Source organism: Pantoea sp. AN62, from assembly GCF_050432985.1.
Classification (GTDB): Bacteria; Pseudomonadota; Gammaproteobacteria; order Enterobacterales; family Enterobacteriaceae; genus Pantoea; species Pantoea brenneri.
The window spans coordinates 1-12,630 of sequence record NZ_JBNPYB010000013.1 but is presented as its reverse complement, the minus strand read 5'-3'; the positions used below and the strand labels follow the sequence as shown (position 1 = coordinate 12,630).

Sequence of the window (12,630 nt, the reverse complement as noted above, 5' to 3'; positions counted from 1 at the left end):
GAACTTCTGCGCCTATCAGTCATAAACCCGATCAGCAGCTGTTGAATATACGCTGAATTAAGGCGGCACAGGTTCCGGCAGAGTAGAACAGAAGGCAGCAGTATGAGATTAACTACTTGATTTTACTAAATTAATTATTGCGAAACACCAGACAAAAAAAGACCGAATACGATTCCTATATTCGGTCCAGGGAAATGGCTCTCAGGGAGCCGTGCGCTAAAAGTTGGCATTCTTGCAGGCGGTTTCGCCTTGCAAGTTAAGATTAGAACAGCGCAGAGGTTTTGCCAGTTAACGCGAGGCTGAGGGCCGGAAACTGAAACAGTTTGTGATCGCAACGGCAGAAAACAGCAGAATTCGGGTGCAGCGCAGCACTGCACCCGGCGGGTTTATTTACCGCACAGCGCCTGGGTACGCTCAATGATCGGCTGCAGGCTCATCATATGGCCTGGATTGGCTTTATCTTCGCTCTGAATCACGCTGATCGGTTGTGCCTTCACCTGCTTGGTTTTGAACAGCTGATCCGCTTTATCATTCAACGGATACTGCATCAGGGTGCTGGGGTTAATGGCAAACAGTGAACCGTCTTTCTCACAGGTCAGCATCACCTCTTCGCGGTTAAACGGCCACTTGTCTTTGCCGATTTCAAAGCGGCTGACGGTAATGATCTGCGCCGCCAGCGCCTGGCCGCATACGGATAACAACAGGACTGCGGGAATCACTTTCTTCAGCAACATAACTTACCTTTACGCATTTCTTAATAATATTCAGGCTGGCGACAGCGTGGCAAAAACGCTGACCAGCCCAACCACTCCACATGCCAGCAGCAGTTCAAGCTGGGTCATGCGGATAAATTTTTGCTGCGTCCCACTGCCCGCCAGACGGAAGCGTGGCACCAGCCAGTAACGGTTAATCAGCGCCACCAGCACCATCAATGCCACCAGCAATACTTTCCACAGCAATAAAGCCACGTAACGTGAATCGGGCCACGCCAGCGGCCAGCCGAGGATCAGCAGGCTGTTGATCATCCCGGTCAGCAGGGTTAACGCCACGGCCAGATGACCATAACGGGAAAAACGCATCATGGTGCGGATAGCGTCTGTACGGCGATCGATCTGGCGAGCTTCACGCATCAACAGCAGCAGCGGTAATAAACCGCCAGCCCAGAACGCCGCGCCCGTCAGATGTAACGCCTGACTGATCTGCTGCAGTGCGCCGGGCCAGCCTTCGCGCATCGCCGCGTGTCCGGTTAAGGCCAGAGCGGCCAGTTGCAGCACCCCCGCCAGCAGCAGTGTCTGCGCTCGTAACCGTCCCTTCAGCCATAGCCCTGCGACAGCAAAGACGCCGAACAGCATCTCCCACTGCCACACTGCGCCAAAGCGGGTGCCGAGTACCGCCAGCCAGACCGCGCTATCGGCCAGATTGGCACTGTCGCCGCTCATTAATACGTTCTGGCAGGCCAGCATCGCCAGTGCACTCAGCAGTGCCAGCCACGCGCTCCATTGCAATAACGGATTTAAGCAGATCGTCAGCCGTGGACGATAGCGCGCCGGTGCCAGCAGCGCGCAATAACATGCGCTGGCGGTCAGCAGCATCAGGGCGGCAAAATGCAACCCGCGCAGCATCACCCAGACGGAGTCCACCACGATTATTTCACGCTGAAGCGGTAGCTTCCTGAGGTTTTATGCCCATCGACCGACAGCACATGCCAGTTAACCTGGTAACTGCCAGCATTAAGCGGCTTAGGCAGATCGACAATCAGACGACTGGCGTGCTTTGACTCAACGTGCGCTTTGCCGGTTGCTACCGGCTGTTGGGCCGCATCCAGCAAGGTGACGCCGCTGAATGCCGCCTCGATATCTTCGCTAAAATTGAGCGTCAGCGCAGCCGTTGAATCGGTCACCTGCGCGTCAGCCGCCGGGTTTGATGACTGAAGATGCGCATGTGCCAGCGCAGACTGACTGAAGGCAAGGCCTGCGGCCGCCACCAGCGCAATCATCATGCGGGAAACCGGTTTTTTCTGCATAAGATCATCCTTTTAACAACCGTTGACGCGACAAACGTGGCGAAAGGATACGCTGCTCTATTTGTGGTGTCGAGGCCAGCGATGCGATCCTTAACCCTTGATTCAGACCGGCGAAAACATTACTTTTGCCCCACATCATCAGGAGAACACTATGAGCCATAACCTTGCCCAGCTATCCCGTGAAGAGAAAGACAAAATCAATGTCGATCTGGCGGCAGCGGGCGTGGCGTTTAAAGAGCGCTATAACATGCCGGTGGTCGCAGAGATGGTCGCACAGGAACAGCCAGAAGCCCTGCGCGACTGGTTTCGCCAGCGTCTGATGCACTATCGCCAGGCCTCACTCAGCCTGTCGCGTCTGCCTTATGAACCGAAGATGAAATAATGATATTACGCGTAATTGATACCGAAACCTGCGGCCTGCAGGGCGGCGTGGTAGAAGTGGCCTCGGTCGACGTGATTAACGGCCAGATAGTCAATCCGATGAGCGACCTGATCCTGCCCGACCGCCCTATCAGCCGTCAGGCGATGGCGGTGCATCGCATTACCGAAGCGATGGTGGCCGACAAGCCGACCATCGAACAGGCGATCTCGCGCTACCACGGCAGTGCTTTCTACGTGGCGCATAACGCCAGCTTTGACCGTCGCATGCTGCCGGAGATGTACGGAGAGTGGATCTGCACCATGCAGCTGGCGCGTCAGCTGTGGCCGGGGATTAAATATGGCAACCAGGCGCTGCGGCACTCGCTGAAGCTGGACGTGACGCCACCTGCGGATTTGCATGCGCACCGCGCGCTGTATGACTGTTATGTCACTGCCGCGCTGTTGATTCGCATCATGGAGACCTCGGGCTGGAGCGCCTCCGAAATGATTGTGCGTTCGCAACCGGCGGCCCAGCGCGACGATATTCTGCCGTTCGGCAAATACCGCGGCCAGGCGATTGCGGTGATCGCCCGTAAAGATCCGGGCTACCTGAAATGGATGCTGGATAACGTGACCGATTTGCGCCCGCCATTGCGGCAGGCGCTGCGTAAATATCTTAGTGAGTCTCAGTAATCTTCGGCCGGGGGTAGCGTGCCCTGCGCCAGTCCGAGAATAAAGGTGTACTCCATCGCCACCCCTTCATAGGCTTTATAGCGGCCGGACTTGCCGCCGTGGCCGGCATCCATGTCGGTACACAGCAGCAGCAGGTTATTATCGGTTTTCAGCGATCTCAGCTTCGCCACCCATTTGGCCGGTTCCCAGTACTGCACCTGCGAGTCGTGCAGACCGGTGGTCACCAGCAGATGTGGATAGGCTTTGGCTTCAATGTTGTCGTAGGGGCTGTACTGGCGGATGTAGTGATAATATTCCGCCTGTTCAGGGTTGCCCCACTCGTCATATTCACCGGTGGTCAGCGGAATCGACTCATCCAGCATGGTCGTCACCACATCGACAAACGGTACCTGTGCCACCACGCCATGGAACCGCTGCGGTGCCATGTTGATCACCGCGCCCATCAGCAGACCACCGGCGCTGCCGCCCATTGCGTAGAGTCGTTCAGGATGACCGAATCCACGCGCCACCAGCGCGTTAGTCACGTCGATAAAATCGGTAAAGCTGTTCATCTTATTCAGCAGGCGACCCGCGTCGTACCATTGCTGGCCTAACTCGCCGCCGCCGCGTACCTGGACCAGCGCATAGACAAAGCCGCGATCCAGCAGGCTGAGGCGGCTGACGCTGAAATCGGCGTCCATGCTGCTGCCGTAGGCCCCGTAGCCATATACCAGCATCGGGTTCTGACCAGGCTGATAATATTTGCGGTTATAGACCAGCGAGACCGGCACTTCCGTACCATCAGTGACTTTAATCCAGTGATGCTCACTTTTATAATCGTCCGCATTGAAGCCTTTGACCGCGCTCTGCTTGAGGATGCGGCGCTCGCCGGTATCCATATCCAGCTCAAACAACGTGGTCGGAGTGGTCATTGAGGAGTAGCCGTAGCGCAGTTTACTGGTGCGTGGCGTCGGGTTGTAGGCCAGCCAGGTGACATAGGTCGGATCGTCAAAGGCAATGCCGCTGTTTTCGCCGCTGGCCCAGTTGATCTGCCGCAGGCTGGTCAGCCCGCGCTGTCGCTCCTCCACCACCAGCCAGTCGCGGAACAGCTGGAAATCTTCCATTACCACATGATCGCGCGCCGGGATCAGCGTCTCCCAGCGGGATTCTGCCAGATAACGGGTGCGATAAAGCCCGAAGTTCTTGCCGTCACGGTTCGACCGGATAAAGAACTGATGATCGTAGTGATCGAGGCTGTATTCATGATCGCGGCGACGCGGCAGGAACACATGCGGCTGCGCGTCCGGGAAGTTAGCGTCAATCAGCTGGATTTCGCTGGTGGTGGTGCTGAACAGCGCAATCAGGATGAACTGCTTAGAGGTGGTTTTATGCACGCTGAGGTGAAAGGTATCATCCCGCTCTTCATACACCAGCTGGTCGTCGGACTGCGGCGTACCCAGCTCATGCCGCCATACCTGATAAGAGAGCAGCGTCTGCGGATGTTTCTGGACATAGTAGACGGTGCGGGAGTCGTTGCCCCAGGCGAAGCTGGATGAGGCGTTACTCAGCACTTCGGGATACCAGCTACCGCTCTGCAGATTGCGGAAGCGGATGCCATATTGTCGCCGTGACAGGAAATCTTCGGCCAGCGCCATTACCTGATTATCCGGGCTGATGTGCAGTGCGCCCATGGTATAGAACTCACTGTGGGAGGCACGCTGATTGGCATCAAGCAGCAGCGTCCACTCATCAGTCACCTCGCTGGCAGCGGGCTGGCGATAATAAGCCGGATATTCATTGCCGCTCTGATAGCGACTCTGATAACGATACCCGTTCTTCACATAGGGCACCGAATGGTCTTCCGGCGGCAGACGGTCAATGATCTCCTTCAGCACCCGTTCCTGCAGCGGTTGCTGAGTCGACATGATTTTGCGGCCATAGTTATTTTCAGCCCGCAGGTAATCAAGTACTTCGTTATCTTCACGTTTGTCGTCGCGTAGCCAGTAGTAGTTATCGACGCGCGTTTCACCATGCAGCGTCATCTCATGCGGTATTTTTTTTGCGATGGGTGCTTTCATGACATCCGTCTCCGTGAAAGTAATGATCTGTAAGCGTGGCACCAAAGGCGCAGGAAGCCAAGCATCAGCTGGTACGGAAACAACAAGCTGGCCACCGGAAGTGGCCAGTGAGGATTAACTGGCGGGCAAGCGGGCCTTCTCCGCCACGATATCCTGCTGGATGCCGTCACGGACATCCTGCGGGATTTTAAGCGCGTCGCCGAGCGCCGACAGGTAGCTGCGTTCCATAAAATGGTCGACGTCAATCGCGGCGCAGCTCAGGAAGTAGAGTTCCAGCGCCTCTTCTTCATTCTTGACGCCAGCCGCCAGCCACTGCGGATCGAGCGGGCGGCTCATCGCTTTCTGAATCAGCTGTTCGGCATCTTTGCCATAGCCGGACTGCTGAATATTCTGCTCAATCGCCGCACGTTCCTGATCGTCGATATGACCGTCGCTCTTTGCAGCAAACACCAGCGCAGTCACCAGACGCTCCGCCCGCAAGTCGACCGGCGTCTGCGCCACGCCAAAGTCAGGCTCATCCTGGTGGGTTTCACGCACCCGCTGTTTGTATTTATTCCACAGCAGCGCGCCGGCGGCGGCACCACCGCCAATAATCAGCGCTTTGCCGCCATACCGGGTTAACAGTTTGCGCGACGATTTACTGGAAATCAGCATACCCGCCAGCCCACCTAAGGCACCCGGCGCCAGCATATCGCTTAAGCCGCCCCCGGACTGACTATTACCGCCCTTCTTTGCCAGTACCGACTGAATCTGTTGTAACCAGTTATTCATCTTCCACTCCTGTTTTAGATGGTAGTCAGCCATCCTGACGAAAAAGATGTCAGGAAACGTCAGAGCGGGAAAAGTACGGCAAAACAGCCGCCAGCGGGCAGGAAAGATGAGAACGCAAACGTTTTCGTTTATACTGCGCGCGCATTTTGACTGCTTAGGTGAATTTATGACGACTCTCGGAACAGCGCTGCGCCCTGCGGCCACGCGCGTGATGTTATTAGGTTCAGGTGAACTGGGTAAAGAAGTGGCGCTGGAGTGTCAGCGTCTGGGTGTGGAAGTGATTGCTGTCGATCGCTATGCCGATGCCCCGGCGATGCACGTGGCGCATCGCCGCCATGTGATCAACATGCTGGATGGCGACGCGCTGGCCGCGCTGATCGCCCAGGAGAAGCCTGACTTCGTGGTGCCGGAAATCGAAGCCATCGCCACCGATAAACTGGTTGAGCTGGAACAGCAAGGCCAGCGTGTGGTGCCAACCGCACGCGCCGCGCAGCTGACCATGAACCGCGAAGGCATTCGCCGTCTGGCAGCCGAAGAGCTGTCGCTGCCGACCTCCCGTTACCGCTTCGCCGACAGTAAAGCGCGTTTCGATCAGGCTGCCGCAGAGATCGGTTTTCCCTGCATCGTAAAACCGGTGATGAGTTCATCCGGCAAAGGCCAGAGCTTTATCCGCGATGCCAGTCAGCTGGACCGTGCATGGGAATATGCGCAGCAAGGCGGTCGTGCCGGTGCCGGTCGGGTCATCGTCGAAGGGGTGGTGGCGTTTGATTTTGAAATTACCCTGCTGACCATCAGTGCAGTCGATGGCATTCATTTCTGCGCGCCGATTGGTCATCGTCAGGAAGACGGCGATTACCGTGAATCCTGGCAGCCGCAGCAGATGAGCGATCTGGCACTGCAGCGGGCGCAGGCCATTGCGGCTCAGGTGGTGAAGGCGCTGGGCGGCTACGGTCTGTTTGGCGTTGAGCTGTTCATCTGCGGCGATGAGGTGGTGTTCAGCGAAGTGTCGCCGCGTCCGCATGATACCGGTATGGTCACCCTGATTTCGCAGGATCTGTCGGAGTTTGCGCTGCACGTGCGCGCTTTCCTTGGCTTACCGATTGGCGGCATCCGCCAGTATGGCCCTGCTGCATCGGCAGTGATCCTGCCGCAGCTTACCAGCCAGAATGTGCAATTCGTGAATGTCGATGCGGCGCTGGGGGCTGGTCTGCAACTGCGCCTGTTCGGCAAACCGGAGATCAGCGGTCAGCGTCGGTTAGGCGTGGCGCTGGCCAGCGGTGAGACCACCGATCAGGCGATTGCGCGCGCCGTTGCCAGCGCAGCTGCGGTGACGGTCGAGGGATAAAATCACGGCGGTGAGCCCGTGCTCACCGCCTGCTATTACTTCGCCCCTTCCACCGCCTCACGCGCCAGTCGGGTAATCCGATCCCAGTCGCCGGTTTCCAGCGCATCGTTTGGCACCAGCCAAGACCCGCCAATACACAGCACGCTTTTCAGCGCCAGATAGTCACGGTAGTTGGCCGGAGAAATGCCACCGGTCGGACAGAAACGTACCTGCGGGAAAGGTCCGCCAATCGCCTGCAGCGCTTTCACGCCACCGTTGGCTTCCGCTGGGAAGAATTTGAATTCACGCAGGCCGTAATCCATGCCGGTCATCAGTTCAGAAACGGTGCTGATGCCAGGAATTAACGGAACCGGCCCTTCCACGGCGGCTTTCAGTAATGATTCGGTGACGCCGGGGCTGATGATAAACTGCGCGCCCGCATCGGTCACTTCCTGCAACTGCTGTGGATTGATCACCGTACCGGCACCCACAATCGCCTCCGGCACCTCTTTGATCATCGCGCGCAGTGCATCCATCGCCACCGGGGTTCGCAGCGTCACTTCCAGCACCCTGACGCCGCCCGCGACCAGCGCTTTGGCCATCGGCACCGCGTGTTCCAGCTTGTTTACTACGATCACCGGCACGACCGGTCCGGTGGTCAGAATCTGTTCGGCACTCGTTTTCCAGTTTTTCATCACTTCCCCTTGCTTGATAACACCGGGATTAGCGGCCCGGTCATGGAGCATCGGCTCCTGCCCTGTAATTGCGCCACTACCATACATGATCCGGTTCCTGAGCGTCTATCGCCTCAAACGATTTTTGAAACGCCAGTTCACTTTTCCAGAATTGCGCCGGACAAAAAAAAGGCCCGCACGGTGCGGGCCTTAAACGTTCAGTTATTCAAACTCGTTCCACGAACGACCATCGCGGGTGATCATCGCCACCGAGGCAACCGGGCCCCAGGTGCCGGCCTGATACGGTTTGGAGGAATCGCCATCCGCCGCCCACGCTTCAATGATCGAATCGACATAGGTCCAGGCCGCTTCGACTTCATCACGACGGACAAACAGCGCCTGAATACCGCGCATGCTTTCCAGCAGCAGGCGTTCATACGCATCGGCCAGATGTGACTGGTTGAAGGTTTCGGAGTAGCTCAGATCGAGTTTGGTGGTCTGCAGCTTATGCTTGTGGTCGAGGCCTGGCACTTTGTTCAGGATTTCGATATCCACCCCTTCGTCCGGCTGCAGACGAATGGTCAGCTTGTTCTGTGGCAGTTCTGAGTAGGAATCTTTGAACAGGTTCATCTCAGGGTTTTTGAAGTAGACCACCACTTCTGAACATTTGGTCGGTAAGCGCTTACCGGTACGCAGATAGAACGGCACGCCTGCCCAGCGCCAGTTGTCGATATCCACGCGGATGGCGACGAAAGTTTCAGTGGCGCTCGATTTGTTCGCGCCCTCTTCTTCCAGGTAGCCCGGCACTTTTTTGCCCTGCACGAAGCCGGCGGTGTACTGGCCACGTACGGTTTTCTCACGCACGTTGGTCTGATCGATACGGCGCAGTGAACGCAAAACCTTCACTTTCTCATCACGGATGCTGTCAGCGCTGAGATCAGAAGGTGGTGACATGGCGATCATGGTCAGAATTTGCAGCAGGTGGTTCTGGATCATGTCACGCATCTGGCCCGCTTTGTCGAAGTAACCCCAGCGACCTTCAATGCCCACCTCTTCCGCCACGGTGATCTGTACGTGGTCGATGGTGCGGTTATCCCAGTTATTGACGAAAATCGAGTTGGCAAAGCGCAGCGCCAGCAGATTCAGTACCGTCTCTTTGCCCAGATAGTGGTCAATACGGAACACCTGGCTCTCATCGAAATATTCGCCGACGCTGTCGTTAATTTCCTGTGAGGTTTCCAGAGAGGTGCCGAGCGGCTTCTCCATTACCACGCGCGCCGGTTTGGCATTCAGCTTCGCAGTACCCAAACCCTGACAGATGGCACCGAAGGTGCTGGGTGGCATAGCAAAATAATTGATGGTGGTGCGTTTTTTCTGATCCAGCATCTTGCCCAGTTTCGGGAAGTGCGTGGTGTCGTTGACATCGAGGTTGCAGAAGTCGAGACGACCGCTGAGCTTATCCCACAGCGCTTCGTCAATCTTCTCCTTCATGAAGGTTTCCAGCGCTTCACGTACCACTTTGGTGTATTCCGCTTTGTCCCACTCGGCACGGCCTACGCCAATGATGCGGGTCTCTTCGTGGATCTGACCCGCTTTTTCTAACTGATACAGTGAAGGCAACAGTTTACGGCGTGCAAGATCGCCTTTGGCACCGAAAATCACCAGATCGCATGCCTGGGCTGTTTGTGTAACCGCCATTTTCCTCTCCTCGTTGCAGGATAATCCGATGGTGATGCATCCTCTGCCACCGGGTCCAGGTTGTTATTTTCTTTCAGCACAATGTACTTTTTTCCCCGCGCCAGGTAAACCGACTCGCCGGGTCAACCGCATTAACTCTGTACCGGATAGCCTCAGCGCGTGTGATGACACGTGCGTATTTCAGCTTTTTTTCTGTGTCTGATGTTGTCAGCGAAAATCCGGCCGCCGTCAAAGTATGCCAAAAAAAGCCGCACCCGACTTATCCGGCCTTGCGCCCGACCGGCGCTAACGCGATATAGTCTCTGTTAATGGCTGCCGACGACAGCAATAATTGAAATTGATAAAAGTGATAATGGTCATCCACTTATGAATATGCTGGAAAAGATTGAGGCGCAGCAGGCTGCGCTGAGTAAAGCGGAACAAAAAGTCGCCGCGCAGATTCTGGCTGCGCCACAGGCCGCTATGCATTCCAGCATCGCCACCCTCGCGCGCGCAGCGGGCGTGAGCGAACCCACGGTCAACCGCTTCTGTCACCGGCTGGGGGCTCGCGGCTTTCCCGACTTCAAACTGCAACTGGCGCAGAGTCTGGTAAAAGGCAGCAACTGGGTCAGCCGTGGCGTGGAGCAGCACGACAACGTTGAGAACTACAGCCACAAAATCTTCGATTCGGCGCTGGCTGGTTTGCAGCAGGTACGCGACCAACTGGATACCGAACGCCTGCATCAGGCGGTGACGCTGCTGACCGGTGCCAGTAAACTGGCGTTTTTTGGCCTTGGAGCCTCGGCGGTGGTGGCGCATGATGCCTTCACCAAATTTCTGCGCTTTGATTTACCGGTCATCTGGTCGGACGATATTGTGATCCAGCGCATGAGTTGTATAAATAGTCGAGCCGGTGACGTTTTTGTTCTCATTTCACATACTGGCCGCACAAAAAATATGGTAGAACTGGCTCGCCTGGCCCGTGTAAACGGTTCCACCGTTATTGCCATCACCTCTCCCGATTCGCCCCTTGCCGAAGAAGCCGCGCTGGCTTTAGTGCTTGATGTGCCGGAAGACACTGATGTCTATCTACCGATGGTGTCGCGCCTGGCGCAGTTGACCGTGATCGATGTGTTGGCGACCGGTTTTACCCTGGAACGCGGGACGCCTTTCCGGGAAAACCTCAAACGCGTTAAACAGGCGTTGAAAGCGTCGCGTTACGAAAAGCACGCCATTCGGGAACAAGATACACAACAAAATAATTAACATCACATTTACAATGTGAGTCGTATCACAGCCCATCGATCATATAGAATAGCTAACCATGCCGTGTCCGCCGACCAGGACCGGCTTATTTGTTAACGGAGTCCTTCATGTCAAGACGTCTCAGAAGGACGGAGCGTTAGCTTAATGGCTAACAGCAGGCAGATAATCTTAGTGAGGACCCTCAGGATAAGGCTCTCAGCGGTATTGAGGCAAGCTCTTTATGTCAACCTTGTGTCACTTTAGGCCGACCATAATGTTATAACGTAACAGTTACAGAGGGCCTACGGGGTACTTTGCTCACTGTTCATTATTAAGATGGGTAAACACGCCGCTGAGGTCTGTGCTAAAGGGGGAACCTAAGGAGCCTCAAGACTCCAAAGGATTATCATTAATTATCACCCACAGTCACAGAGTCCCGGAGAAACTCATAGAGTTTCATCTTACGGACAACCTCAGCTACCAGATACCCAGAGATACCGGTGATACGGCTCATAGTGGACATTCTGAGAGCCTTAGCGGTAGTCGCTTGGAACTGGTTAGGTCTGGCTTTAGGAATCACCAGAGCAGGCTCAGGGAGCGCCTGAAGATACTCAGTGACGGCCTGTCGAGCCATCATGTATGCCTTGGTAGTGTTCTTGGGTAGAGCTGGGCCAATGTCATGACCGTTAGACCATTCCTTACCGTGAATCTCTGAGTGTTCCTCAGGAGTCAACACCATAAGGTGAGATGGATTAATACACTTACGATTATGACAATCATGGTGGACATGGAGACCATCAAGGGAGTGACCTAAGTGAGCCATTATAGCCCGGTGGGCTGAGGTCTCAGTGGTCAAGGAATTAACCATCACACCATAACCAGCCGCGTCACGGCATCCTAACCAGTTCCAGCAATCAGACTCAGGGTCAATCTCAAAGCGTCCATCAAATAGATTCTGTGAGCGTTCCCAGAGCCTAAAGGCAGAAGCTAACCTGTCAGCCTCTCCTTTAGTGTCAGCTTTAGGAATAGCGGTGAATCTTCCTTTACGGGGATGCCTAACCTTGTCACGAGCGCTCTCACAGCACTTACAGGCTGAGCGGAGCTTACCGGGGCCATTAGAGTGAAACTCAGAGACAGGCTTATAGGTCTTACATTTTGAACAGCGTTTAGTATTCATTGAGTTCTTCCTTATGTGTGCTCCCTGTCTCACCCACAGCCAACCACAAGAGGGACAATGAGACCCTATTGGTAGTGGCAAGGAGCAGACATAAAGAGGCTTGTGGATTGATTGAGAGACCGTGAGATGGTCTTTATGGTCAGGGTTGATATATGATTATCACCCTTCCATGAGCAGAGCTTTAGGAGAGCCTATCGAACCTACGTTTGGTCTTTAGGAGTGCATAAAGAGTCTTTAGGATAGTCGCTACAGGAGGTCCTAAGGAATCCTATAGAGTCTCTTTAAGCTATGCTCATCTTAAAGAGTCTTAAGTTCTTTAAGTTCCTCTTTAAGATATCTATATTTATTGTTAGTGATTAACAATAAGGAAAGGAGGAACTATAGGGTCTTTAAGGTCTTAAAGAGTCTTTAGGCTTTATCTAAAGTTTATCTTTAAGATGGTCTTAATGACCTAACTGGTCAACCAGACAGATAAAACCCCCCTGTCAGTCCAAGCTCACCAGCACCATAGAGACCCCCCTTAAACTCTATGATTGACCTGCTCCCCGTTGATTAGTACACCCCGATGTTAGTAATGTCTTCATAAGCCACATGAGGACATCCCCATGAAGAAGCGTTTTTCCGACCAA

The 12,630-nt window shown here is 55.0% G+C and carries 12 protein-coding genes; 4 read left to right on the top strand and 8 right to left on the bottom strand.

The annotated features are described in order from the left end of the window. Positions 1 to 386: 386 nt before the first annotated feature. Genes FHW04_RS15790 through copC form a run of 3 tightly spaced genes read right to left on the bottom strand, consistent with a single transcriptional unit; the run spans position 387 to position 2,023 of the window. Positions 387 to 734: a YebY family protein gene (locus FHW04_RS15790; protein WP_031377483.1), complete on the bottom strand. Its 348-nt coding sequence runs from the start codon at positions 732 to 734 to the stop codon at positions 387 to 389. A gap of 30 nt (positions 735 to 764) precedes the next feature. Continuing rightward, positions 765 to 1,640, bottom strand: a complete 876-nt coding sequence (copD, locus tag FHW04_RS15785) for a copper homeostasis membrane protein CopD (RefSeq protein WP_089561502.1) — start codon at positions 1,638 to 1,640, stop codon at positions 765 to 767. A 5-nt stretch (positions 1,641 to 1,645) separates the two neighbouring features. Continuing rightward, positions 1,646 to 2,023, bottom strand: a complete 378-nt coding sequence (gene copC / locus FHW04_RS15780; RefSeq protein WP_089561414.1) for a copper homeostasis periplasmic binding protein CopC — start codon at positions 2,021 to 2,023, stop codon at positions 1,646 to 1,648. 151 nt (positions 2,024 to 2,174) lie between these two features. On the opposite strand from copC, the gene FHW04_RS15775 reads away from it, so the two are divergent. Both FHW04_RS15775 and exoX read left to right on the top strand, forming a co-directional pair. Next, the gene (locus tag FHW04_RS15775) at positions 2,175 to 2,405 is read left to right on the top strand and encodes a DNA polymerase III subunit theta (RefSeq protein WP_031377485.1); all 231 of its coding nucleotides are present in this window, start codon (positions 2,175 to 2,177) and stop codon (positions 2,403 to 2,405) included. After that, on the top strand, positions 2,405 to 3,076 hold the full coding sequence (gene exoX / locus FHW04_RS15770) for an exodeoxyribonuclease X (RefSeq protein ID WP_031377486.1): 672 nt from the start codon (positions 2,405 to 2,407) through the stop codon (positions 3,074 to 3,076). The genes FHW04_RS15775 and exoX overlap by 1 nt, the downstream gene beginning before the upstream one ends. Here exoX and FHW04_RS15765 read toward each other — a convergent pair. Together FHW04_RS15765 and FHW04_RS15760 are read right to left on the bottom strand one after the other, a co-directional pair. After that, positions 3,070 to 5,133: a prolyl oligopeptidase family serine peptidase gene (locus FHW04_RS15765; protein ID WP_031377487.1), complete on the bottom strand. Its 2,064-nt coding sequence runs from the start codon at positions 5,131 to 5,133 to the stop codon at positions 3,070 to 3,072. The two genes, exoX and FHW04_RS15765, sit on opposite strands and share 7 nt — an antisense overlap. A gap of 114 nt (positions 5,134 to 5,247) precedes the next feature. Further along, on the bottom strand, positions 5,248 to 5,904 hold the full coding sequence (locus FHW04_RS15760) for a tellurite resistance TerB family protein (protein WP_089561412.1): 657 nt from the start codon (positions 5,902 to 5,904) through the stop codon (positions 5,248 to 5,250). A 166-nt stretch (positions 5,905 to 6,070) separates the two neighbouring features. Between FHW04_RS15760 and purT the strand changes: the two genes are divergently transcribed. Then, positions 6,071 to 7,249 (top strand): formate-dependent phosphoribosylglycinamide formyltransferase, encoded by a 1,179-nt coding sequence (purT, locus tag FHW04_RS15755; RefSeq protein ID WP_089561501.1) that lies wholly within the window; start codon positions 6,071 to 6,073, stop codon positions 7,247 to 7,249. A 35-nt stretch (positions 7,250 to 7,284) separates the two neighbouring features. Here the strand turns inward: purT and FHW04_RS15750 are convergent, their stop codons facing one another. Then, on the bottom strand, positions 7,285 to 7,923 hold the full coding sequence (locus FHW04_RS15750; protein ID WP_069728594.1) for a bifunctional 4-hydroxy-2-oxoglutarate aldolase/2-dehydro-3-deoxy-phosphogluconate aldolase: 639 nt from the start codon (positions 7,921 to 7,923) through the stop codon (positions 7,285 to 7,287). A 201-nt stretch (positions 7,924 to 8,124) separates the two neighbouring features. Further along, positions 8,125 to 9,600: a glucose-6-phosphate dehydrogenase gene (zwf, locus tag FHW04_RS15745; protein ID WP_031377491.1), complete on the bottom strand. Its 1,476-nt coding sequence runs from the start codon at positions 9,598 to 9,600 to the stop codon at positions 8,125 to 8,127. 366 nt (positions 9,601 to 9,966) lie between these two features. Here zwf and FHW04_RS15740 point away from each other — a divergent pair, with 366 nt between their 5' ends. Beyond that, positions 9,967 to 10,845 (top strand): MurR/RpiR family transcriptional regulator, encoded by an 879-nt coding sequence (locus FHW04_RS15740; RefSeq protein WP_031377492.1) that lies wholly within the window; start codon positions 9,967 to 9,969, stop codon positions 10,843 to 10,845. A gap of 388 nt (positions 10,846 to 11,233) precedes the next feature. On the opposite strand, the gene FHW04_RS15735 is transcribed toward FHW04_RS15740, so the two are convergent. After that, positions 11,234 to 11,647 (bottom strand): HNH endonuclease, encoded by a 414-nt coding sequence (locus FHW04_RS15735; protein WP_227021958.1) that lies wholly within the window; start codon positions 11,645 to 11,647, stop codon positions 11,234 to 11,236. Positions 11,648 to 12,630: the final 983 nt, after the last annotated feature.

Bases quoted from the DNA above. Each gene is read 5' to 3' on its own strand.
- FHW04_RS15765 (WP_031377487.1), bottom strand. From the start codon at position 5,133: ATGAAAGCACCCATCGCAAAAAAAATACCGCATGAGATGACGCTGCAT.
- FHW04_RS15735 (WP_227021958.1), bottom strand. From the start codon at position 11,647: ATGGCTCACTTAGGTCACTCCCTTGATGGTCTCCATGTCCACCATGAT.
- FHW04_RS15760 (WP_089561412.1), bottom strand. From the start codon at position 5,904: ATGAATAACTGGTTACAACAGATTCAGTCGGTACTGGCAAAGAAGGGC.
- FHW04_RS15740 (WP_031377492.1), top strand. From the start codon at position 9,967: ATGAATATGCTGGAAAAGATTGAGGCGCAGCAGGCTGCGCTGAGTAAA.
- exoX (WP_031377486.1), top strand. From the start codon at position 2,405: ATGATATTACGCGTAATTGATACCGAAACCTGCGGCCTGCAGGGCGGC.
- FHW04_RS15775 (WP_031377485.1), top strand. From the start codon at position 2,175: ATGAGCCATAACCTTGCCCAGCTATCCCGTGAAGAGAAAGACAAAATC.
- purT (WP_089561501.1), top strand. From the start codon at position 6,071: ATGACGACTCTCGGAACAGCGCTGCGCCCTGCGGCCACGCGCGTGATG.
- FHW04_RS15750 (WP_069728594.1), bottom strand. From the start codon at position 7,923: ATGAAAAACTGGAAAACGAGTGCCGAACAGATTCTGACCACCGGACCG.
- copC (WP_089561414.1), bottom strand. From the start codon at position 2,023: ATGCAGAAAAAACCGGTTTCCCGCATGATGATTGCGCTGGTGGCGGCC.
- zwf (WP_031377491.1), bottom strand. From the start codon at position 9,600: ATGGCGGTTACACAAACAGCCCAGGCATGCGATCTGGTGATTTTCGGT.
- FHW04_RS15790 (WP_031377483.1), bottom strand. From the start codon at position 734: ATGTTGCTGAAGAAAGTGATTCCCGCAGTCCTGTTGTTATCCGTATGC.